Below are 23,231 nucleotides of genomic sequence, written 5' to 3' on the forward strand. Positions count from 1 at the left end.
ATGGCGGAAGATGTAGGCGAATTAGTCGTTCGGGTTGCTATGGAAAATAGTTCGTTTCAGCAAGGAATTAATAACTTGAATAGACAAATGAAGTTAATGAGAAGTGAGTTTAAAAATTCCGGCGCTGGTGTAAAAAATTTCGGAACTAGTCTTGATGGTTTAAAATCTAAACAACAAATGTTATCTAGTACTATACAACAACAATCTAAAGTCGTTGAAGCATATAAAAATAAACTAAATGAAAGTAAAACAACTTTAAGCAACACAGCACAAAAACAAGTGGAACTTAAAGAAAAAGTTAATCAAGCGAAAAGTGCTTATGAACAGAGCAAAGCGACATTAGGAGAAAATGCAGAGGAAACAAAAAGATTAAAATCTGAACTTGATGGGCTAGAGCAAGAATATGCTAAGAACGAAGAAAAAATAAGGTCTAATTCGGCAGCGGTTGATAACTGGTCTATCAGAGTTAATAATGCAGAGTCGAGACTTTCTGAAATGCGTTCAGAGCTAGATGATACAACAGAAAGAATAAATCAGCAGGAAAATAAATGGAATCAATTAGCGACTAAAATGACTGAAATAGGCAACAAGTTTAGTTCGGTCGGGAAACAAATGCAAGATGTAGGAAAAAAAATGACTATGGGAATTACTGCGCCTATTTTAGCAGTTGGAGCAGCAGCTAGTAAACTTGGAATGGATTTTGAAGCATCTATGTCAAATGTACAAGGACTAAGTGGTGCATCAGCTGATGAAATGGTTCAACTTGAAAAGGCAGCTAGAGATGCAGGGTCGGCTACATCAAAAACAGCTAAAGACGCCGCTGATGCATTGGGATATATGGCTTTAAAAGTTAGAGCGGTTATAAGGAAACTTATAGCATAAAATAGAACGTGAAAACGGTGAAAACTAAATTTATTTAACGATATGTGATATTGCAAAATTGGTATAATTAAAACAAAGATATTATACAAATATTGGAGTGATTTATATGACATTAAAAATATGTTGTTCATGCAAAGAAAAAAAGGAAGAGAGTTTATTTTCTAAGAGTAAAAATACAAAAGATGGCTTAAAAAAATACTGCAAAGATTGTGCAAGAATACAAGGTGAAAAGTATAAAGAAAAAAATAAAGATAAAGTCATGCAGAGTAAAAGAGACTGGTACGAAAAAAGTAAATTAAAAAATATCGAAAGAACCAATAAAGAAATAGAAAAAGGATATAGAGTTTGTACAATTTGCAGAATAAGAAAAAATATAAATGAATTTTATAAAAGAGGAAATGGAGGATTCTATGGCTACTGTAAAGCTTGTCAACTAAAGATACAAAAAGAATATCATTTAAAAAATAGAGAAAAAATTATTCTTAGAAAAAGACAATATAATAACATGCGCAAAGATAGAATATCTCAATATAACAAAAAATATTATATAAAAAATAGTGTTGATATAAAAAATAGAGTGAAAGAATGGAATAAAAGTAATAAAGAGAAATCTAAAAATCTAAAAATAAGAAGTTATCATATTAGAGAAGCAAGAAAAAGGTTATTATTAAATACATACACAAAAAACGAATGGGAAGAATGTAAAAAATATTTTAATAATGAACATGGAGTAGTTGAGTGTGCATATTGCGGGAAAGAAATAAAAAAAGTTACGCAAGAACATTTCATACCAATATCTAAAGGTGGAAATTATACAAGAGATAATATTATACCAGCATGTGGAAGTTGTAACTCTAGTAAATGTGATAAAACATTTGAGGAATGGTATCCTAATAAAAAATTTTACTCTGAAGAACGAAAAAATAAGATATACACATATTTAAAATCTGTTAAATAAACATGTCAATACCGTGCCAAGTTTAGAAGGAAACTTCTTTAAAGGTGTAGAGACTAGATAAAGTAAACTAAGTTTAAAGCTCTTTTGAAAGGGTTTTTATATGTTGAAATATCCACGAGCGCGTTCTACCCTAACAAGTAAAGTTGAGGGTAAAGAGATAGTCCGAACTATATAGAAATATATAGAAGTAGAGAATAAAGAGTCTCTACGATAACAAAATGTAGCTGGATGGGATGCAAAAACATCAATGGAGGCTTTGATGCCTGTTTTACGATTATCGGAAGCTGGAAATTTAGACCTTGCAAGAACCTCAGATTTAGTAACTGACTCTATGTCAAGTCTTGGACTTAGTGTAAAAGAGTTACCAACATACTTAGACCAAGTCGCAAAAACTGCTGCAAGTTCAAACACTAATATTGACGCGCTTATGGAAGCTATGATAGTAAGTGGTGGTACTTTTAAAAACTTAAATGTACCTCTTTCAGAAGCAAATGCACTGCTTGGAATACTCGCAAATAGAGGACTAAAAGGCAGCGAAGCAGGAAATTCTTTAAATTCGATTATGATAAATCTAACGAGTGGAGCAGGTCAAGCTGGTGTAGCAATGGAGAAACTAGGGCTAAGTGCTTTTGACTCTAACGGAAAGTTTAAAGGCATGGCTAATGTTTTGATGGAACTTAAAGAAAAAACAAAAGACATGACAGAAGAACAACGAACAATGTATCTTTCCATGATAGGTGGAAAAACACAAATATCTACTTTACAAGCTTTACTATCCGGAGTTGGAGAAGAGTATTCAGAACTCGAAAAAAAAGTTGACAATAGTACAGGTGCATTAGATAAAATGGCTAAGACTATGCAAAACAATAATAAGGGTTCTATAACTGCTTTAATGTCAGCTATTGAAGAATTAGGACTTAAGATATATGACGCTCTAAAACCTTCTATAGCGCAAGCGGTCAGCTGGTTTCAAAATCTTACAAATAAATTAAACGAAATGAAACCTAGCACGGTAGAAACTATAGTTAAAATAGCAGGATTAGCAGCTGCACTCGGACCTGTTCTTCTAATCGGAGGAAAAATTGTTAGTATGATTGGTGGGGTTATAGGAGCTTTTGGAACTTTTTCAGCAGCAATGGCAGTCGTAACGACAGGAGCAGCCGCAGCAACTCCAGCTGTTGGTGCTTTAGCTACAATATTAGGTGCATTATCAAGCCCCGTGGCTATAGCTGTAGCTGGAATTGCTGCGCTAGGCATTTCTGTTGCAACAGTTGCTAAAGACATGTCAAAAGACGCTATAGAGCCAATCAACCGATTTGGCAAAAGTATATCAGATAATACAAAAGAAGCCGTAGGAGCTTTTATGGATTTAGAGGAAAAAACAACAGTATCTTTAAACCAGCTGATGTGGAGTGGCGAAACTGTTTCAGAGAAAATGAAACAAACAATAGTATCTAACTTTACAGAAATGTCAAATCAAATTGTAGCTAAACTACAAGAAAGCAAAGAACAAGGTATTCAGTCTTTGCAAGAAATGTTTGCAACTTCTAAAAATTTAAGTGACAAAGAAAAAGAAGAGTTAATAAAAAATACAGAAGAAGCATATTCAAGCAAAGAAGAAAAGATAAAAAAGAGCAATGAAAAAGTAAATCAAATAATGACTAAAGCTAGTCAAGAACATAGAGAATTAACAAAAGAAGAATCGACAGAGATAAATCAAATAAAAACAGATATGTTAAATACTGCTGTTGACACAATGAGTAAAAGTGAAGCAGAGCAAGCAGCAATAATGGAAAGAATGAAAGCAAATCATGTTGATTTATCAGCTAAAGAAGCGGCAGAAGTAGTTAAAAACTCAATAAAGAAAAAAGATGAAAGTATAAAAGCAGCTAACGAAGAATATAACGAGAGATTAAAAATAGCGGCACAGCTTAGAGCAGAGGGTGGAGCAGAAAACGAAAAACTCGCAGATAAAGTCGTAGAAGAGGCAACAAGACAAAAAGATGAATCAATAAATAAAGCAAAAGAAATGCACCAAGGAGTTGTTGCGGAAGCTCAGAAACAAGCAGAAGAGCAAGCTAATAAAGTGGATTGGACGACAGGAGAAATTAAGTCGAAGTGGCAAGTTTTAAATGATACAGTAAAAGACAAGATGCAGGAATGGGATGATATAGCGGGTAACTGGATAGAAGGCTTGAAAGAAAAAATTTCTACCGGATGGACTAATTTAAAAGAAAATACAGCACTTTTATGGGATAATATAAAACTTACTGTAACAACTAAGTGGACAGAAATAAAAGAGTCTATAAGTTTAAAAATAGAAGAAATAAAACAAAGCATTAGTGAGAAATGGGAGTCTATAAAATTATTTTTTCAAACAACTTGGGAAAGTATAAAACTTATTTTTAGTAATGCCTGGGATGCTATAAAACAACAATTAGAAGAGAAATTCGCACCTTTTATTGAAAAATTAAAACTTATTTTTGATGGTATAAAAGAGCTTTTTAACAATGTTTGGGAAGTTATAAAAAATGTAGTGCTTGGAGCTGTTTTATTAATCCTAGACATTGTAACAGGAAATTTTGAAAAGTTAAAAACTGATGCTTTACAGATTTGGGAAAATATAAAACAAGGACTTTCGGATACTTGGGAATCTATAAAAGAAGTGTTTACAAATGCTTTAAGCGCATTAGGCGAAGTGCTTACCACCGCTTGGGAAAGTATCAAAAGTACTGCGACAACTATGTGGGAGTCTATAACGCAAACTTTAAGTAGTATATGGGAGAATATAAAGTCGACATGTTCGACCGCTTGGGAAGGTCTAAAAACAATTTGCTCTAACACTTGGGAAAATATAAAGTCAACTCTTACAAACGCATGGGAAAGTATGAAAACAGCTGTAACAACCAAGCTAGGAGAAATTAAAAATAATATTGTAACGACTTGGAATAATGTCATTACATTTTTTAAAACACTTCCAGCTAAGCTAAAACAAGCAGCTATCGACATGTTTACAAGACTAAGAGAAGGAATAGACTCGAAAAAACAAGATGCTGTTAACGCATCCCAAAAAGTCGGAACTGATGTTGTAAATAAAATAAAAGAGTTCCCAAGTAAACTCTTAACAGCAGGTCAAGATTTAGTAAATGGTTTGGTAAAAGGTATGTCCGGTTTTGCTTATAAAGTAGTCGATGAAGCTAAGAAACTAGGACAAAAGGCTGCCGATGCGGTTAGAAATGCACTTGGAATACATTCGCCTTCAAGAGTTATGGCTGAAATTGGTAAATTTGTTGACGAAGGTTTAGCACAAGGTATTGCTAATAATAGCGACTCAGTAAAAAAAGCAACAGAAAAGATAACAAAGATTATAGAAGAAGAAACAAAGAAAGCTACAAAAGCATGTGAAGCAGATATAAAACTATTTAATAAACAAATAGATGAATTATCTAAACAAGAAAAAGCAGCACTTAAAAAAGTTAAAGGTAGTGCTAAAGATGCATTGCAAGAAGAATATTCAGCTAAAAAAGAAAAAATAAAAGAAGCTATAGAACTAAGAAAAGAACAAAAAGAAAAAGAAGTTGAACAACTAAAAGAGATAGCAAATTCAGCTAAAGAGCAGCTAAATAAAGAATTACAAGACAGACAAGAATTTGTAAAAAAAGTTGATGATTTAACAAAAGCAATAGTTGATGCACTAAAAGAAAAATATAAACAAGAATATGAAGCTCAACAGGCGAGTATAAAAAAAGAGTTAGACGCACTAGATAGATGGAAAGAAGAAAGTATAGATAGAATTAATAGTGTCTATGATGCAAAAATTAAAGCGATTGACAACGAGTTAGAAGCTTTTGAAAAAGCTGAGAAGGAAAAAGATAGACAAGAAGAGGACAGAGAAGAACTAAGTAAAATAGAAGAAATAAAAACAGCTATAAAGTTTGAACATGATGACACTAACAAAGAGCAATTACAAAAAGAACTAGAGAAGGTTTTAGCTGAAAGAAAGAAAAGAATAGAGCAACAAGAAATAGAAGATAAAAAAGAAGCTTTAAAAAAGAGAAAAGAAGAGTTAGAAGAAAAGAAAAAAGATGAAATAGAAAATATAAATCAAATTTACGAAAGTGAAAAGGAATATTATAATAAAAGACTCGAAGATGCTAAAAAATTCTATGATGAAAGAATAAAAGAGTCAAAACTTCAAGCAGAAGCAGAAAAATTAATAATGGATAAAAACCAAAAAGAAATAGTTGCTTTATTAAATAGTTATTCAGATGCATATAAAAACGCAGGTCAAACACTAGGTGAAAAATTACTTGAAGGATTTAAACCTGCTATAGCTGAAATTAAAAACCTAATTGATAGTATTACAAGAGAAATAAACAACGCTAGAAATGAAGCATTAAGTTTAAATAGTGATATTAAAAAAGGAAATTCAGCAGCTAATTCAAATTCGGGAAGAAGAGAAGCAACTTATAATAATAATTCAAGAACATCAAATTACAATGTAAGTGTTAATAGCACAGACTCAAATACCGCAAGAGAAATTGAAAGAACGATAAGAAGTCTAGCATTTAGCTTATAAAAAAGGAGTGTGAAACTTGCAGAAATTAATATGTAGAAATTCGAAAGGGCAAGAGGTTGCACTAGGAAACTCACGCCCTTTTTTGTTAGAAAAAATAGAAAGTGGAGCAAATACAAGTGCTAATATTTCAACTTCAAATAATTTAGGTGACGGTGTAAGCATAGATGATATAAGCATAAAAGAGAGATTACTTCCAATTTCAGCAGCTATTTATGCAAAGAGCAGAGAAGATTTAGACTTAAAACGTGCATATTTAACGTCTTTGTTTAATCCTAAACTTGGAGAAATGGAGTTTATATATACAAATAACGCGTTAACTAGACGTGTTAAAGGAGTTGTGCAAGATATAACATTTCAAACACAAATTGGGTTAATGCAAAAGTTTCTTATACAGCTCTTAACTCCAAGCCCGTTTTGGATGGATGAGTTTATTTTAAAAGAAGAGGTTGCCCTGTGGGTTGGGGACTTCGAATTTGCTTTAGAAATAGGCAGCGAAGGAATAGAAATGGGACACAGAGTAAGTAATTTAATTTGTAATGTAGTGAATAGTGGTGACATTGAATGTGGAATGAAAATACAATTTAAAGCACTTGCAACAGTTGATAATCCTAGCTTATTTAATGTAAATACAAGAGAATATATTAAGATAAATAGAACTTTGGAAGCTGGCGACTTATTAGAAATAACAACAGAATTTGCAAATAAAAGAATCGAGTTAGTAAAATCAAACTATGAAAGAATAAATGTATTTAATTGGATTGACTTAGATAGCGAATTTTTACAACTTGAAGTTGGAGATAATTTATTTAGATATGATGCAGATGTCGGAATTGATAATTTAGAAATGTCTATATATTATAATCCATTGTATTTGGGGGTGTAATATGCAGCAGAGCATAAGAATACTAGATAAAAATATAAACTTAATCGCTGAAATAGATAATTACGAGGAATTACAGATTGTCAAAAGGTTTCATAGAGTAGGAGAGTTTAGCTTAAAAATAAATGCTAATAAAAGTCATGTAGATAAACTAGTTAAAAATAATATAATTCTACTTGGTAAAAATTATAATAAAGTTTGTTTGATACTTCATCGAGAGTTTATGTATACAGAGACAGGAGAAAAAAGCGATATTTTATCTGTCAAAGGTGTAGATTTGAAAGGCTTATTAAATAGAAGGCTCATTGTACCAAAAACTGGGGAAGCTTTTGAAAGTCACGAAGGGACACAGGAAGAAATTATAAAAGCTTTTGTTAATAATAACTGTGTAGCCCCTTCAAATTCAAAACGAATAATTGATAATCTTATTATTTCAGAAAATAAAAATCTTGGAAGTGCTGATGTATGGCGAAGTTCTTACGAAAATTTAAGCGATAAAATTCAAGAAATATCTGAGTTTTGCGGGCTTGGTTGGGAGATAACATTAGATGCCAAACAAAAGAAATTTATTTTTGATGTGATTAATGGTAAAGATTTGACTATTAATCAGAGAATAAATCCACCGATTATTTTTAGAAGTGATTTTGACAACATAAGAGCTAGACACTTTACAGAAAGTATAATTAATTCTAAAAATGTTGTTTATGCAGGTGGCAGAGAAGATGCAACAAAGCTAGTAATTGCAACAGGAGAGGTAGAAGGCTTTGAAAGAAACGAAGTCTTTGCAGATGTAAGCGAAAATACTATAAGCATACTACAAAAAGAAAGTGAGATTAAATTAAAAGAATATGAAGAGTTAAAAAGTTTTGAATTGGAGGTAGACCCTAAAAATACTTTTATATATGAAAAAGATTATAACTTAGGAGACATTGTTACAATACAAGATAGAAAATTGAAAGTAACAATGGATACTAGGATTGTAGAAGTGCAAGAAAGCTATAGTAAAAGTGGTATGAAATTAAAAATTACGTTTGGGAGCAGTATACCAACCTTATTTTCGAAGATAAAAAGGATGGTGAAATGATGGAAAAAAGTTTTGTATTTAATAGTATAAATGGCGATAGGAGATATAAAGCTGAGGACTTTAGAGAATACTTCGCAAGTTTTATAGGTAATGGCGTATTTCCTAATCCAAGTACGAATTTACAAGTTGCAGACAATAATAATATGACTATAACAGTAAAAAAAGGGAAAGGTTGGATTAATGGAGCTATCTATATAAACACAGACGATTTAGTAATTAATATAGACCCAGCAGATGGAATTTTAAATAGGATAGACAGAGTAGTTTTAAGATTTGATACTTTAAATAGAAATATCAAATTAGCTATTAAAAAAGGTACTTTTAATAGTTCACCTGTTGCAGTAGAATTACAACGTGACGCGGACGCACACGAGCTTGGTTTAGCTGATATTTACATTAAAGCTGGTGCTATAAGTATTACACAGAGTTCTATAACAGATTTAAGACTTAATAAAAATTTGTGTGGAATTGTAAAAGGTACAATAGAAGAAATAGACACAACAACATTACTTGCACAGCTGAATACTTGGAAAGATGAAGAAATAAATAATTTCAATATTTGGCGAGAAAATCAAGAAAACAAGCAAGACGAATGGTATAACGCTACAACAACAAATTTTACAACAGATTTTAATATTTGGTTTGAGAGTATAAAAGATATTTTAGATGGGGATGCAGCTGGAAATTTACTAAACGAGATAAACAAAGTAAAAGAAGATTTAGCAAGCATTGAAATAACAGCACAGAGAGCTACTGTAGAAGATAAAGAAAATTTATTCGAAGCTGACGAGCAAGGAAACAAAAATGTTGAAATAGCATTAAACCAATTAGCAAAACATTATAACTCTTTAGCAGAGCAGCAAGGTAATTTGGAGATAGAAGTAAATGGACAAAGAAGCAAAGGGATTACTATAGTAAATAACTTAATAGACATGATTTAAAAAGGAGCGTGAAAGATGGCAACAAAATTAGAAGAAAATGCAAAGCTAAGAGAAATGATAGACACATTAGAAATTACCAAAAATGATTTGCAAATAGGCAAAAATAACATAGCTAGTGTCTTGGGTTCACCATTTACAGGGAGTGACAAGTTAGAGACAACTAAAAATACATTAAATACAATTAGAAGTACTTTCGTTTCAAATTTAAACAAAAAGGGAGTATCAACTATGGGGAGTGCGCCTTTTAAAACTTTAGCTGAAAATGTTGGCAAAATAGAGCAAGGTAATATGATTGTTCCGCCTTGGTATACTCCTAAAAATGTATTTATAGAAGCACTTACAACTTACGCTAAAGCTGGAATAGCATGTGTATCAGCAGAAAAAAAGATTTATTTTATAAATGGTTATACAAATGGGTCGGGTTCAAATAATCTTTGTTACGATTCTGTTTTAAACACAACAACAACTAAAAATATTCCTTCTTTTTTTATAGAATCAGCATTATATTTTTTTGATGGATATATCTATAAAATAGGCGGCTTTAGTGGCTATTCAACTCCTACAGTTGTATGTCAAAAATATAATATTTCAACTAATTCTTGGACTGAAATAGCAAATATGCCTACTGCAAGAGGAAGTGCTTGTTGTGAAATGTATTCAAATCAGATACATGTTTTATATGGTGGAGAAAATTCTTCTTCATCTCAAGCGGTTAAAGTTGTTGAATACTATAATACAGCTTTAAATACTTGGTCTACAAAATCAACTATAATAGATTCGAAACAAACTCATTATTTTGTTTGCGCCAAAATCGGTTTTTATAAAATTGTTGTATTTGGTCTAAAAAGTTCTATTTCCGGTCACCCTTATATAGCGATTAATTATGACCCTTCCAGCGGAACTAGTAGTTATACAAGAGAAGGCTTTGATAATAATACTTTTGCTGCACCATTAGGGTCAACTTTATATGTATCGGATTATGGTTATACAGCTGGAAATAGTAAATGTGGAGTTACTATTTTTTCTGATAGTGGAATTAAAAGATTAACTTTTGATAGAGCGGCTGTTCCTAGTTATAGATATTTTGGGGCTTCGGTTAATGGTAGGCAAATATATTTTATTTTAAATGATAAAATTACTTGTTTTATACCGGAATTATAAAAAGGAGAAATTAAAAAAATGATAAAAATATGGGATAAAAAAGAGAGAATAAATGGAGTTGAAGCGGAAGAAATTTTAAAAGGCAATTATGATTTCCAAACTAGCGAAGTATTTTTAATATTAGATGATTATGGAAGAGTTACAAATATAGAGTCTATTAATACAATTAAATCTATATATAAACTAGACAAGAGCTTGACAGCTTTAGAGACAGCAGAAAAATATTTAGAAATGCATAAGAAGCAAGAAGAGGAAATAAAAGCACATGAGGAACTAGAAAAAAATTCTAAAAGTGCGACTATAGCTACACAAGAAGAAGTAAAAGCATTAAGAGAAGAAACAGCAATGTTAACTTTTGCTATGATTGAAAAGGAGTTGATATAAAATGTGGTACAAAATAATAAAAAAATATTATGATGATAATTTATGGTCTAAGGAGCAAGTTAAAATAGCAGTAATAAAAAATAAGATAACAGAAAATGAATATAAAAATATTGTTGGAGAGGATTATATTGTATAGTCCTTTTTGATTTTATATAGTAACTATTTGTCAAGAAAGAGTTACTAAAAATCCTTATACTTGTTTGTTTTACTTGTTTTTCTATTAAAAATAAAATTATTTACACTATATACGTTTTATAAAAATTGCTTAAAATCAATCACTTTTCTATTTAAAAAAGTAACCTATCCTTGACAAATGGTTACTAAGAAATAGAAAGGTGATATTTTTATGTTAGAAAAACTAAACGAAAACGCAAGTTTAAGCGACCTAATAACTACTTTTGAAAATAGTACAAACGAGTTAAAAACAAGCAAAGATAGCCTTGCAAATTTATTAGGCAATCCGTTTTATAATAATACAAAATTTTCAGAGTTTGAGGTGAAAATGCAAAATCTTATGAGTACTTTTAAAGACAATTTGAAAAGTAAAGGCGTAAGCAGCGGGAATACAGAGTCTTTACTATCTTTAATTAATAAAATTGCCAGCATATATATACCTACACCAATATACACAGCAAGTGGCGAGTGTATTATTGATAGTCAAGGCAAATGTAAAAGATATACAATTAGTACATATGGAGATGTTTACTATGTTAGAATTAACTTAAATTTTTATCCGAAATTTATTGTTATGTATAATACTGGAGGAGCTAGCAAATATTTTACAACTAGCTATTTTTGTAGTTATGTTCCTTTTATTGCTTCAACAGTAGAAAGTTATACAACTTATTTACTTGATAAAAGCGATAGTAACATACAAGTTCAAAAAGGAACATGTATTTTACCTATAGTTTACAGTAAATATAATAGTTCTAGTTTTTATTTTTATGCGGTAGGTTAAGGGGTGGTTTTATGAATAATTATATAGAAGTAGGAAGAAGAATATTTTTTGATGAAGAAGGCGAAATAATATTCTATGAAGGAGAATCAAAAGGAAATGTTCTTGAAAGAAAAGATATTAAAAAAATAGAATATATAGATTTACCTTATAACTATATTGACTATGAAAAATATAAAATAATAGGTATAAATATAGAGACTAAGCAACCAATTTTAGAAGAAATACCAATATTTATTACAGAGGAAGAAAAAAGAATACAAGAGTTAGAAAATCAATTATTATTATCAGTAAATCAAGAAATAGGTGGAGGTATTTTATAATGAATGTAAACAAAATAGTTGTAAGAATATTATCAGAAAGAGTAATAAATGAAGGGTTAAATCCTTTAAAAAATAGGAAATTTCAACTAGATGATATAACCAACACAGAATATAGAAAAGCAGTAGAAAATTATATAAATGTATTGAATAGTAAATAAAATAAAATCTATTATTTTTTAGTGACTGTTTTTAAAGAATGGGTCACTAAAAAGTTTTAATTCTGTTTATTTTACTTACTTTCACATATTTATAAAAAAATAAATTTAAATTATATATTAAAAAAAACGTTCAAATCTAATCATCTTTCTATTTTAAAAGTAACCTATTCTTTAAAAATGGTTACTAATAAGATAGAAAGGTGATATTTTTATGATAGAAAAATTAAACGAAAATGCAAGTTTAAGCGAGTTAATAAATGCATTTGGGCAGGTGAAAAATGAATTGCAAATAGGTAAAAATAATATATCTAGTGCATTAGGAAGTCCTTTTGTTGGGACAGATAAGTTAAATATAACTAAAACAAAAATAGAAACATTAAAAAACTCTTTTGCAGCAAATTTAACAAATAAAAATGTTTCTGCAAATAAAACTGAAAGTATGCAAAGTTTAATAGATAAAGTTAAAAGTATAAAAAATATAATAAAAACAGCAAAGAGCGGAAATAATACAGTTTCTTTAGGTAAAACATATGTACGTTCTTATGAAAATGCAGATTATTATTGGAAATGGAGTACTCTTACTGTAAATTCTTTAGCTTTTAAACCTAATTTAGTTTTTATGTATGCAAAAAATTATTACAATGAATATATAACAATATCCTTTGATTCCACAATGGAAGCAAAACCTTATTTGTTACTTTGCACAGACAGACAATCACATCCTAGTACTAGAACGTCTGTCTATCAAGCGAAAGGTGTGGAAATGGACATTGATAGTGGTTCCTCAGTTGGACATTTTAATAATGGTTTTAGACTACCATTTGCTTACGAAGGTTCTGGCTTAAGTGCTGAAATTGATTGGTTCGCTATAAAGTACGAATAAAAAAAGGAGGAGTAAAAATGGAAATAGGAAGAAGAATAATCTTTGACCAAGACGGAGAAATAATTGCAATCTTTGGAGAAATGGAAGGAGATGTCGTACCAAGAAAGATTATAACAAAGCTAGACTATATTGATATTCCTTATAAATCAATAGATGATAATTGTTATATAGAAAAGATAGATGTAGTTAATGATGTGCCAATCATAAAAGAAATAAAAATAGAATTAACAGAAGAACAAAAGAGAATACAAGAATTAGAAAATCAAATATTGCTAAATGAAAATGAAAAAGTAGGAGGAATTTTATAATGTTATTTGACTGAATTGTTTATTGGCCAATACACAATTCATAATTTAAAACTAGATAAAGTGGAGTAGTGAAAGAAGCAAAACTAACAATATAGCTTCTTTTTTTAATATAAAAATTAGGAGGAAATAACATGGAAGAATTAATAACACAATTAAGTAGCTTAGGAGCTATAGGTGTATTATGTGCCTTGCTATTTAAAAACACCATGCAAGAGAAAAAAGAAGATAGAGACATGTATAAAAAGACAGTAGAAAATTTTATAGAACTGTCTACGCAACAACAAGAGATAAACAAAAATATACTTGTTGAAATGGGAACTATGAAAACTGATGTAGAAGAAATAAAAGTAGATGTAATAGACATAAAAGACATGTTACAGAAAGAAGGGGTTTAAATGAGGGTAGCAGTAACAGCAGGACATACGCTGACAGGGAAAGGAACAGGAGCGGTAGGCTATATAGATGAAGGAAAAGAAAATAGAATACTTGTAGATTTAGTTGTAAAATGGCTTAAAAAGGGCGGTGCGACCGTCTACGCTGGGAAGGTAGATAAATCTAACAACTACTTAGCAGAACAATGTAAGATAGCTAATAAACAAGATGTAGACGTAGCTGTACAGATACATTTTAATGCAAATAGTACAACACTAAATCCTATGGGTACAGAGACTATATATAAAACTAATAATGGGAAAGTATATGCTGAAAGAGTTAACGATAAATTAGCGACTGTATTTAAAAATAGAGGAGCTAAAACAGATGTGAGAGGACTTTATTGGCTTAGAAATACAAAAGCACCAGCAATATTAATTGAAGTATGTTTCGTAGATAGCAAAGCTGATACAGACTATTATATTAGACATAAAGACATTGTCGCAAAAATGATAGCGGAAGGTATTTTAAATAAGAATATTAACTCAAATAATACAGCAAGTGAAGGGAATAATAACATGAATAAATTTGATACAGCTATAGCTTTTAAAGGGGAAACCGATAGGGCTATAGCTACTATTATGTCTTTTTATATTAATAACAGTACTATAGTAGATATAAAAGATTATAAGAGTTATATGTGTAGAAATCTACTCGTCGTAGGAGGAGGAGCAACAGAAGCAATTAAAAAGTATCCCGATAAATACACCAATTTTGTAGGAACAGACAGAAAAGAAACTTTTAAATTAGTACTAGAATATTTAAAAAATAAAAAATTGATATAAAGAGAATTAATATAAAAAATAAATAAAAAAGAGGGTGGCAACTAGTTAAATAGTTACCACCCTCTTTTTTATTTATTTTTATTATAGTTGAATTATCAAGACAATATAACTTAATTACTATCTTTTTTATTTTTTTGATATGCTACATGCTTTTATTATATATTTAAAATAAATGTGTATTATATTCTATCTTTTATAAAAAGGAGGTAGAAAAATGTACATATTTATAAGTGTAATCACAAGAATAATACTTTTAATTATATCTAATATTAAAAAAAGAAAAAAGTGTGAAACAGTAAACAACATAAATATAGTAATAAATATAACTATAAACAAATAGCAATAAAAATAATCCTATAATAATTTTATAAAAATTATTATAGGATTATTTTTTAATTATTATAAAATTATTTTTCTATTTTTCTTCCTCTTCCTTTTTTTCTTTTATCATAAGACTTTGCTAGTTTTTCAATATCTTCGTTGCCTTCCAAATCTGTTCTAGTTGCATCTATAACAGGTTTTAAAACGTCTAATACTAACTTATTAATAGTAGTTTTTTTAATCTGTGCAACTGCTTTTAAAACGTTTATATCGTCACTTTCAAAATATATAGATACAGATTCTTTTTTTACTTCTTCATTCTCTTTTACTTCAAGCAGGGAAGTAACTATACTGTTAGAATTTTTTTTAAAAGTATCTTGTATTCTTTTTTCTGTAATATCTCTATAATCAACTTTATTTTCATTTTCTTCTAAATCAAATTTCATTTTATAATATCCCCCTTTCAAAAAGTTCATTCATAAAATTTTTAAATTCTTCTCTTACTTTATGTGCTTTTTTAATTTTCTTACAATATTCTTCTATGTCTGTTTTATTTAAAATTGCATTTTTAACAATCGTTCCTTCACTTATTCGTGTATCTAATAAAACCTTTTTTATGTTATCATATTTTTCTAACTGATTATTAAACTCATCGCCTGTACTTAATTTTCTACTTGTATATCTATTTACAACTATAGCTTTTTTTACATTATTGTCCATTTCTAATTTTTCTAAGTCCTCTTTAAACTTAGTATAGAAAAGATTGCACCCTCTTATGCTCGCTATATCTTGATATTCAAGAGGGGTAATTATACTATCAGAAATAAGTAAAAAATTACGTGTAACTACATCGTAGCTTGGAGACAAATCTATTAAGATGTAATCATACTCTCCTAAAGTATCTATGTTTTTGGCGAACCATCTATATACTGCCTTTTCTCTATTTGTTTCAGTAACTAATAACTCCCCTAACACACAACATTCTAATTTACTGCCTATTAAATCTATATTGGGAAATTCCTCAAGTGGCGATTTAATTATAATATCTTTTGCTTTAGTTTTGTATGCTAATGCTTCAAACATTGTATTTCCTTCGAACAATGTATCGTGTATAAATTGTGTAGTATTCGCTTGAAAATCTCCATCTATAATAAGAATTTTTTTATTTAATTTAGATAAATACATTGCTGTTAAAATTGTCAGAGTTGTTTTACCGACTCCGCCTTTTACATTAAAAATAGAAATCGTATTAAGGCTTGTACTCAATTAAATTACCCCCTTTTATTTTTATATAACATTATTATATCATATATTCCGATTCTTTTCGGATATTTAATAATTTATTTTAAATTTAATATTAATCCTTAAAAGATTAATTAATTATTTTTATAATAATTTAAACATAATCTTATATTAATTTATTTATAATTTTATATAATTCATAATATTAATTTCTACAAAATTAATATTATATTCTTATTTAGATTATTATAGAAATATTTATTTATTTTTATAATAATTTAATATTAATCTTTTGTAATTTTAAAAAGAAGGCTAAGAAAATATTAACCATCTTTTAGAAAAAGTTATTCATCCTTAGCCTTTTTGATTATTATTTTGTCGCCTTCGAATATAGCTATAACATTTGGGTTTTCCTTTGTTACGCCCATTTCATCTGCCCAAATTTTTGGAATACTCATTCGGGGAGTAAAAGACCCACTCCCGCCTTTGTGAAAACTGAATTTTAAATCCCTTTTTTCCATTTTTTTTACTAACTCCTTTTTAGTTGTGTTATAAAGAAAATTAACAATACAACACTAAAAGCTAAACCGAGCATATTGCTTATACTAGAATTTAATATTATAGATATAACATTCAAAACTATAGTTATTAAAACTAATATAACGCAAATCTTATAAAATTTATCACTCATAGCAATTTAGAAATGTGTTATAATATTAGAAAGAAGTCACCTAGAAGGAGGGCTATTCCTTCTAGGCTTAACCTTTACAATTCTTTTAAGATTCTTAGAATTGCAAGGGCTATATTAAGTAATAATAGGATGAAAGAGAAAACTTTTTTAACTATGTTGAATTTGTTTTCTCTTTTCTTTTTACTTCTTTCCAATCTCCCCATTTCCTTTCCTCCTTTCTTATTTTTTGCTTTCTCACCTCCTTCTCTATAAATATATTATACCATGACGGGGCGTCAAAATCAATAGTTTTTTCCTATTTTTTTAGAAAATTTTGGTATAATGAAATGATATAAATTCGTATCTTTTTTAAGAAATTGTGATATAATAAAAGCAAGAGAACTATATTCTAGTCGTAAGAGTGTAGTTTTAGTCTAAAGTAAAAAATTATCTAGACCTTTTGAATTTGATTTTCAAATCAAATTCCCAACCGCTCTTTCGCGCAAAAGAGCGGTTTTTTACTTGTCTAAATAATTTACTAATTAAATAGAATACATAGCTAGCTATAACACCAGCTAATATGTTAAGTAAAAAATTATCCATACTTCATCACCTCCCTTCGTAGCGTTGGGAGGATAATCTTTCGTGTATAGACTTCACTCTTTTCTTAGAATATAGATTGCTTCTCTTGCTAAAATTATTATAACATATATTTACATATAAAAAAGACTTAGTAAATACACTAAGTCTTTTAAAATACAGTTTTAAGAAAAATATATTTTTAAAAAATAATTTATTTTTAAAATCAATATATTTTTTTATTTATTATTTATGCTATAATTAATATTAACTTATTGCAGATTACAAAACAAATAAAAAAGGAATAAGCACCAGTCGCCAAACTACACTTATTCCTTACCACGGAGCTTAAAGCCCATTTTTAAGGTATACTATACCTTTTTTTAACTAATTTATAAGTTATATTATAGATTAAAACAACTTATAAATCAATGTTTTAGAGTTAAAAATAATTTGAAATTTTTAACTTAATTAGTTAAAAGTGCTTCAAGCCCCGTGTAAAAGAGGGGGAAACAAGATGTCTTTAGAAGAAACAGAAGCAAAAGAATTAGAAAAAGATTATAAATTACCAATGCCTACATATTGTTTGAACGAAAAAAAATATTGTGCAAAAGAATTTGGGGCATTAATGACTTTAAGTAGCGGAAGTACGAAAATTATGCATACAGAAAAAAATAGATATTTATATCAAAATAAATTCAAAATGGAAGAACTTGCAAATCAATTAGGAATTGCTCGTACTACTTTAGAGAGAAATATAAAAAAGCTTAATAGCTTAGATTGTAAAGTACTTGAAATAGAAAATACTCGTAATGGAATAGTCTATAGATTGAATTATGGAGTAAGCACAGGTTACAATGATAATGTTCATAAATTTGTAACAATTCATCATGATATGTTACAAGAATTAGTTTCTGCATTTAATACTAATGCAATAAAAGTTTATTGTCTTTTATGTTACATGACGACTGAAAATAGTTTTAAATGCATAACTGAAAAGTTTATTTGCGAAAAAATTGGTCTATGTGGTGATAGTAAAAACAATAAAAGTAAAATAAGAAAAATCATAACAGTATTCGAAGTAAGTAAGTACATTGAAGTAAAAAAAGAAAATAAATTCGAATGGGATGAAGAAAAAAATAAAAAAGTCCCTAAATTACAAAAACTATATAGATTATGCAGCTTTTCAGAATGGAAAAATGCACGTAAAAAATAGACCTTCTTACAAAAAGGTCTATTTTTATGTCTAAATATAACAATACTGTTTATAACTTCTTTTTTTATGTTGATAAGTACCCTTTTTCTTGTTGATAACATGTTGATAAATTTTAAATATTGATTAGTTTTCTTACTATGTGCAAAAAGTGGTGCTTCGGTAGTGCAAAAAGTGGTGCTTCGGTAGTGCAAAAAGTGGTGCTTCGGTAGTGCAAAAAGTGGTGCTTTAAATATATAGAGAATATATTATTATAGAGAACTTGTATTATAGAAAACAAAATATGTATCTTTTCTATTTATTTATTAAAAAACTTAATACAATTAGATTACTTACTATTCTCAAAAAGTGGTGTTCGCTATTTAAAATTCCATCAATACTTTTTCAAAAGTAAAGAAACAACTAGAATATATTTTTAGATAAAAGGAAAGTAATTATTTAATTGAGGAATTAAACATTATTCAGAAGTGATACAAGACCTCAGAGACATTTTTATTAAATACTATAGATAATTTATGCTATATGCTATTAAAATATTCTTAGAATGGAAATAAATAGGTATTATTCAATTAAAATATTTTTATACTACTGGAATAGAAAATAAAAGGAATATTAAGTTTTCATGTTGAAATATATAACAAAATAAAAAAATATGGAGGATTTGAGGATGAAAAAGACATTATTATTAATTGCAGTATGTTTATTAAGTATAGGTTTAGTTGCTTGTTCATCAACTAATGACAACAAAAATACTAATGATGCAACTAAAAAAGAAAAGAAGGCTAACGAAAACGAAGTTGATGGAATTAAAATAACTGTAAAAGATGTTACAAAAGAAGATGTAAAAGGCGATATAAATGAAGATGGAAGTTTTAACGAAAACGGAGAATATTTTAGTGATGGAATTGAAAAGAAAAAAGCGTCTGAATATGTATATGAGGTTGCAAATGTAGAAGTTGAAAATAAAACAGATAAAGCTGTTAAACTGTTTCAAACAGGTTGGAACGCAGTTGGTACAGATGGTTACGAATTTAAAGATATAAAAGTAACCGATAAATTAGACAATCAACAAGTACCAGCTAACTACAAATTTGATGCACAAGTCAAAATATTAGTTGAAAAAAATATGAATGTAAAAGAAATAGTTTTAAAATATAACTTAAAAGATTACTCAAGACTTTTCGAAGCGATGGAGTATGCAAATCAAGGAGCAACTAAAGCAGATGTAGAGAAAAAGTTTCCGGAGCTGTACAAAGATAATTGGATTGAGTTAGGAGAAATCAAAGTAGAACAGTAGAAAAACGGGCTAGGTATAAGCAATTACCTAGTCCTTATTTTTATATTCTTTTAAAAAATCCCTATTAATTGTTTTTGTTGCTTTTCTTTTATAACCCTTTGTGTTTTCTAAATACTCCCTTTCTTTTTCTAAAAAAAATTCAGACAAAATTATTTGGTCAATTTCTAATATATCAGCGAGCAAGATAATTTGCGTTAAGGTGGGACTATGCTTAAATTCTTCTTTTTCAAGCTTTGAAATATAACTTTGACTGATGCCGGTTAATTCACTTAATCGACGTTGTGTGAGTTTTTTCTTTTTTCTGTGCGCTTTTAATAATGTGTCCATATTAGAAATTAAACTATAATATTAAAAAATATTAAAATGAATGGAAAAAAATAACAATAAATAGAATGATAAAAACGTTTGATAAATAATGTAAAATCAAGTCGGAATATTCGTCGTACGAATATTTTTGAAAGTGTTTTCCGTGTTATTATTAAAGCGTAGAACAAATATAAGCTCTATTACTAGAGCTTATTAATTCTAACATATTCTTTTTCTAATATAGTAAATACAATATCTTTTCCGTGTTCATCAAGAGCATTATACATTTTTAAAATTCTTTGTTCGAACTGATTTATTTGTATCTTTGAAGATTGTTCTTTTTCTTTTAGTTCGTTGTCAATAAGAGCGTCAGCGTCAATATTTAAAGCATTACAAATTTTTAATACTGTTGTTATGCTAGTACCGCCTATTCCACGTTTAAGCATAGTATCAATCGTAGAATAAGGAATATTAATTTCTTTTGTAAAAGCTCTTATGCTTTTATATTTACTAAGTATTAACTGTTTCAAACGTTCTTCTATATTCATTTAATCACCACCTTATTTTAAATATAATGGCAATATCGTAAAAAATCAAGAATAATTTACGATATTACAAAAATAAAATGCAAAAACATATTGACTATTCACGAAATTGAGTGTATTATATGAAATATAAGACACGCAATTTCGTGAATAAATTCAGAAAGGAGAATTTAAATGTTTAAAAATTTAAGAGCAGAAATGGCGAGAAAAGATATAACAAATGAAAAAATAGCAAAAGCGTTAAATTTAAATGTAAGTACAATATGCGCTAAGTTAAATAGTGTTAATAGGCTAAAATATATAGAAGCAAAAAAAATACAAAAAATATTCTTTGCTGATTTAAGTATTGAATATCTTTTCGAAATTGAAGAAGAAAAAAGTAAAAAATATATATAAAAGAATCAGAATATTCGAAATTAAGAGGTGAGTGGATTGAAATTATTAAAAAATGATATAAAGATAGGAGAAATTATCAAATTACATGATGCGAAATTCAATCATGATAGAAAATGCATTGTTACATATATAGATAAAAACGAAATAGTATTAGCGTATTATGATGAAGAAATAAAAGGAATGACATGCAAAGCATTGACCAAAGAAGATTTGATACTTAATGACTATGAACTTAAATTGTTATCTTGATAAATAATTTATAAACGGAAGGAGGTGAGGTTTTGGAACTTTTAAAAGATTCAAGGAAAAGGGATTGGTTTTGGGTAGAAAATGAACTTATAGATAATTTAGAATTATCTACATATGAAAAAATGATTTATATAGTGCTAGTCAGACATTTAGATGATGAAAGCACATGTTTTCCTAGAAGAAGTACTATAGCCAAAGAAGCGGGTTGTAGTGAAGCGACTGTAAAAAGAACAATCAATAGTTTAGAAGAAAAAAAATTGATAAAAAGAGTATTTAGAAAAGACGAAATAACAGGAAAAAATACAAGCAATTTATATTATGTAGCCAGTTCAAAAATAGGGGCTCACACAGAACCTAGGCTCACACAGAACCCCATGGGGGCTCACACAGAACCCAAGGGGGGCTCTGACAGACCCGCAAACAATACCCATATTAACAATACCCAATTAACTAATAATATATATAGTCCTACAGAGCAAAAAGAAGGAAAGATAACTAACAACGACGATAGCATAAACTCCAATTTGGTATCAATACCGGAACGATTCGGTATCAATACCGATATAGATGAGGTACAGCACACAATGCCTAACGTTAGGAAAGAGGTGCTTAACCCTATAGCATGTGGTGCCGTACATGTTAGGAATGAGGTGCCGAGTAACAAGACTAATATTAACAAGACTAATTTAACTAATAATATATATAGTCCTAAAGAGCAAAAAGAAGAAAAGACAAACGACAAAGAGATATATAAAAGAATTATTGATTGCTTAAATAAAGCAGCAGATAAATCTTTTAAGAGTACAACAAAGAAAACTATATCTTTAATTGATGCAAGACTCAGAGAAGGCTTTACAGAAGAAGAATTTTACAAAGTGATAGAAAATAAAGTGTTAAACTGGCTAGATGATGATAAAATGAACGCTTATTTACGCCCCGAGACGCTTTTCGGAAATAAATTCGAGTCTTACTTAAACGAGACACCTAAAAAGGTTGTAAAAGGCAATGAGAGCGTCAAAGAAAAAACAAAGACAAATAATAATAAATTTGCCAATTTCAAACAAACATTCAACCAATACACAGAGAACGAATTGGATGCAATTATAAAGAAAAGTCAAGATTTTAAATTTAATAAAAAGGATAGGGTGAAAAAATGATAAAAATGGAATTTGAAAACGTAAAAGAAATTAAAGAATTAATTGAGCTTTTTGGAGTTGTAGAAGCAACTAATAAAAATGTAGTTGTGTTTGGAGAAGTTGAAAGTGTTGACTCTTGTACAGAAGAAAACGCAAAAAATGCTTTAGACATAATAAAAAAACATAAGAAAAGTAATATGGAAAAAGTTTATAAAGAATTTTATGAGAAAGAAAGTGTTTCAGATAGCAAAGAAACTAATGAGTCAGAAATTATGTATGGTATAGATTTAAGTTCAATGGATTCAAGCACAGTATACCATTCCTATTATGATACACCAAAAGGAACAGAAACTAATGGAGAGGAATTTGGATGTTATGTTTGTTCACAAAGAAAAGAAAATAATAAAAAAATGTTTGTAATTCCTTTTTTAAGATACTATGACATTTCTAAAAAAATTAAAAAAAGTGAAAGTATTATTGTGTGTGAGGATTGTTTAGGTATTATATCAAGAGGAATTAAACATAGGAAAAAAATAAATGACAGATAAGTATTAATTAGTATCT

At 28.8% G+C, this 23,231-nt stretch carries 28 protein-coding genes and 2 pseudogenes; 23 read left to right on the top strand and 7 right to left on the bottom strand.

The genetic code is table 11. The features are described 5' to 3' along the window. From ACTG47_RS20200 to ACTG47_RS20280, 17 genes and pseudogenes are all read left to right on the top strand, one after another. Nucleotides 1–882, top strand: a pseudogene (locus tag ACTG47_RS20200) (hypothetical protein); the annotation flags it as partial. A gap of 106 nt (nucleotides 883–988) precedes the next feature. Next, nucleotides 989–1,840, top strand: coding sequence for an HNH endonuclease (locus tag ACTG47_RS20205; protein WP_479927190.1), 852 nt, complete (start codon nucleotides 989–991; stop codon nucleotides 1,838–1,840). A 235-nt stretch (nucleotides 1,841–2,075) separates the two neighbouring features. Then, nucleotides 2,076–6,419, top strand: a pseudogene (locus tag ACTG47_RS20210) (phage tail tape measure protein); the annotation flags it as partial. Nucleotides 6,420–6,435: 16 nt separating this feature from the next. After that, nucleotides 6,436–7,302: a phage tail family protein gene (locus tag ACTG47_RS20215; RefSeq protein ID WP_479927191.1), complete on the top strand. Its 867-nt coding sequence runs from the start codon at nucleotides 6,436–6,438 to the stop codon at nucleotides 7,300–7,302. 1 nt (nucleotide 7,303) lies between these two features. Continuing rightward, nucleotides 7,304–8,383 (top strand): siphovirus ReqiPepy6 Gp37-like family protein, encoded by a 1,080-nt coding sequence (locus ACTG47_RS20220; protein WP_479927192.1) that lies wholly within the window; start codon nucleotides 7,304–7,306, stop codon nucleotides 8,381–8,383. Further along, nucleotides 8,383–9,324, top strand: coding sequence for a hypothetical protein (locus ACTG47_RS20225; RefSeq protein ID WP_479927193.1), 942 nt, complete (start codon nucleotides 8,383–8,385; stop codon nucleotides 9,322–9,324). The genes ACTG47_RS20220 and ACTG47_RS20225 overlap by 1 nt, the downstream gene beginning before the upstream one ends. 15 nt (nucleotides 9,325–9,339) lie before the next feature. Next, nucleotides 9,340–10,485 carry a Kelch repeat-containing protein gene (locus tag ACTG47_RS20230; protein ID WP_479927194.1) on the top strand — a complete coding sequence of 382 codons (1,146 nt, stop codon included), beginning with the start codon at nucleotides 9,340–9,342 and terminating at the stop codon, nucleotides 10,483–10,485. 18 nt (nucleotides 10,486–10,503) lie between these two features. Next, nucleotides 10,504–10,869 carry a hypothetical protein gene (locus ACTG47_RS20235; protein WP_479927195.1) on the top strand — a complete coding sequence of 122 codons (366 nt, stop codon included), beginning with the start codon at nucleotides 10,504–10,506 and terminating at the stop codon, nucleotides 10,867–10,869. Between the two features lies 1 nt (nucleotide 10,870). Continuing rightward, nucleotides 10,871–11,005 (top strand): XkdX family protein, encoded by a 135-nt coding sequence (locus ACTG47_RS20240; RefSeq protein ID WP_479927196.1) that lies wholly within the window; start codon nucleotides 10,871–10,873, stop codon nucleotides 11,003–11,005. A 210-nt stretch (nucleotides 11,006–11,215) separates the two neighbouring features. After that, nucleotides 11,216–11,827: a hypothetical protein gene (locus ACTG47_RS20245; RefSeq protein ID WP_479927197.1), complete on the top strand. Its 612-nt coding sequence runs from the start codon at nucleotides 11,216–11,218 to the stop codon at nucleotides 11,825–11,827. Nucleotides 11,828–11,838: 11 nt separating this feature from the next. Next, entirely contained in the window at nucleotides 11,839–12,147 is a 309-nt protein-coding gene (locus tag ACTG47_RS20250) for a hypothetical protein (RefSeq protein ID WP_479927198.1), read from the top strand. Further along, a complete protein-coding gene (locus ACTG47_RS20255; RefSeq protein WP_479927199.1) occupies nucleotides 12,147–12,305 on the top strand; it encodes a hypothetical protein in 159 nt (52 codons plus the stop codon). Before ACTG47_RS20250 ends, ACTG47_RS20255 begins: the two co-directional genes overlap by 1 nt. A gap of 211 nt (nucleotides 12,306–12,516) precedes the next feature. Beyond that, entirely contained in the window at nucleotides 12,517–13,188 is a 672-nt protein-coding gene (locus ACTG47_RS20260; RefSeq protein WP_479927200.1) for a hypothetical protein, read from the top strand. A gap of 17 nt (nucleotides 13,189–13,205) precedes the next feature. Beyond that, nucleotides 13,206–13,496 (top strand): hypothetical protein, encoded by a 291-nt coding sequence (locus tag ACTG47_RS20265; RefSeq protein WP_479927201.1) that lies wholly within the window; start codon nucleotides 13,206–13,208, stop codon nucleotides 13,494–13,496. A gap of 131 nt (nucleotides 13,497–13,627) precedes the next feature. Continuing rightward, on the top strand, nucleotides 13,628–13,891 hold the full coding sequence (locus ACTG47_RS20270) for a hypothetical protein (RefSeq protein ID WP_479927202.1): 264 nt from the start codon (nucleotides 13,628–13,630) through the stop codon (nucleotides 13,889–13,891). Next, nucleotides 13,892–14,713, top strand: a complete 822-nt coding sequence (locus ACTG47_RS20275) for an N-acetylmuramoyl-L-alanine amidase (RefSeq protein ID WP_479927203.1) — start codon at nucleotides 13,892–13,894, stop codon at nucleotides 14,711–14,713. A 214-nt stretch (nucleotides 14,714–14,927) separates the two neighbouring features. Beyond that, the gene (locus ACTG47_RS20280; RefSeq protein ID WP_479927204.1) at nucleotides 14,928–15,053 is read left to right on the top strand and encodes a hypothetical protein; all 126 of its coding nucleotides are present in this window, start codon (nucleotides 14,928–14,930) and stop codon (nucleotides 15,051–15,053) included. Between the two features lie 67 nt (nucleotides 15,054–15,120). Here ACTG47_RS20280 and ACTG47_RS20285 read toward each other — a convergent pair whose 3' ends face one another. From ACTG47_RS20285 to ACTG47_RS20305, 5 genes are all read right to left on the bottom strand, one after another. Beyond that, the gene (locus ACTG47_RS20285; RefSeq protein WP_479927205.1) at nucleotides 15,121–15,480 is read right to left on the bottom strand and encodes a hypothetical protein; all 360 of its coding nucleotides are present in this window, start codon (nucleotides 15,478–15,480) and stop codon (nucleotides 15,121–15,123) included. 1 nt (nucleotide 15,481) lies between these two features. Beyond that, nucleotides 15,482–16,300 (bottom strand): ParA family protein, encoded by an 819-nt coding sequence (locus ACTG47_RS20290; RefSeq protein WP_479927206.1) that lies wholly within the window; start codon nucleotides 16,298–16,300, stop codon nucleotides 15,482–15,484. Between the two features lie 320 nt (nucleotides 16,301–16,620). After that, nucleotides 16,621–16,797, bottom strand: a complete 177-nt coding sequence (locus ACTG47_RS20295) for an AbrB/MazE/SpoVT family DNA-binding domain-containing protein (protein ID WP_479927207.1) — start codon at nucleotides 16,795–16,797, stop codon at nucleotides 16,621–16,623. 244 nt (nucleotides 16,798–17,041) lie between these two features. Next, a complete protein-coding gene (locus tag ACTG47_RS20300) occupies nucleotides 17,042–17,170 on the bottom strand; it encodes a hypothetical protein (protein WP_479927208.1) in 129 nt (42 codons plus the stop codon). Between the two features lie 223 nt (nucleotides 17,171–17,393). Further along, complete coding sequence (locus ACTG47_RS20305) at nucleotides 17,394–17,549, bottom strand: type I toxin-antitoxin system toxin (RefSeq protein WP_479927209.1); 156 nt, start codon at nucleotides 17,547–17,549, stop codon at nucleotides 17,394–17,396. A 493-nt stretch (nucleotides 17,550–18,042) separates the two neighbouring features. Between ACTG47_RS20305 and ACTG47_RS20310 the strand changes: the two genes are divergently transcribed. Further along, entirely contained in the window at nucleotides 18,043–18,741 is a 699-nt protein-coding gene (locus tag ACTG47_RS20310; protein WP_479927210.1) for a helix-turn-helix domain-containing protein, read from the top strand. Nucleotides 18,742–19,405: 664 nt separating this feature from the next. Continuing rightward, nucleotides 19,406–20,035, top strand: coding sequence for a hypothetical protein (locus ACTG47_RS20315; RefSeq protein ID WP_479927211.1), 630 nt, complete (start codon nucleotides 19,406–19,408; stop codon nucleotides 20,033–20,035). Nucleotides 20,036–20,062: 27 nt separating this feature from the next. On the opposite strand, the gene ACTG47_RS20320 is transcribed toward ACTG47_RS20315, so the two are convergent. Both ACTG47_RS20320 and ACTG47_RS20325 read right to left on the bottom strand, forming a co-directional pair. Continuing rightward, complete coding sequence (locus ACTG47_RS20320) at nucleotides 20,063–20,362, bottom strand: helix-turn-helix domain-containing protein (RefSeq protein ID WP_479927212.1); 300 nt, start codon at nucleotides 20,360–20,362, stop codon at nucleotides 20,063–20,065. Nucleotides 20,363–20,544: 182 nt separating this feature from the next. Continuing rightward, nucleotides 20,545–20,889 (bottom strand): helix-turn-helix domain-containing protein, encoded by a 345-nt coding sequence (locus ACTG47_RS20325; protein WP_479927213.1) that lies wholly within the window; start codon nucleotides 20,887–20,889, stop codon nucleotides 20,545–20,547. 171 nt (nucleotides 20,890–21,060) lie between these two features. Between ACTG47_RS20325 and ACTG47_RS20330 the strand changes: the two genes are divergently transcribed. The 4 genes from ACTG47_RS20330 to ACTG47_RS20345 are packed head-to-tail and all read left to right on the top strand — an operon-like array spanning nucleotide 21,061 to nucleotide 23,215. Further along, a complete protein-coding gene (locus ACTG47_RS20330; protein WP_479927214.1) occupies nucleotides 21,061–21,282 on the top strand; it encodes an XRE family transcriptional regulator in 222 nt (73 codons plus the stop codon). A gap of 27 nt (nucleotides 21,283–21,309) precedes the next feature. Then, a complete protein-coding gene (locus ACTG47_RS20335) occupies nucleotides 21,310–21,531 on the top strand; it encodes a hypothetical protein (RefSeq protein WP_479927215.1) in 222 nt (73 codons plus the stop codon). Between the two features lie 32 nt (nucleotides 21,532–21,563). After that, nucleotides 21,564–22,688 carry a conserved phage C-terminal domain-containing protein gene (locus ACTG47_RS20340; protein WP_479927216.1) on the top strand — a complete coding sequence of 375 codons (1,125 nt, stop codon included), beginning with the start codon at nucleotides 21,564–21,566 and terminating at the stop codon, nucleotides 22,686–22,688. Beyond that, a complete protein-coding gene (locus ACTG47_RS20345; protein WP_479927217.1) occupies nucleotides 22,685–23,215 on the top strand; it encodes a hypothetical protein in 531 nt (176 codons plus the stop codon). Before ACTG47_RS20340 ends, ACTG47_RS20345 begins: the two co-directional genes overlap by 4 nt. Nucleotides 23,216–23,231 lie beyond the last annotated feature (16 nt).

Source organism: Clostridioides sp. LIBA-6622, from assembly GCF_056716095.1.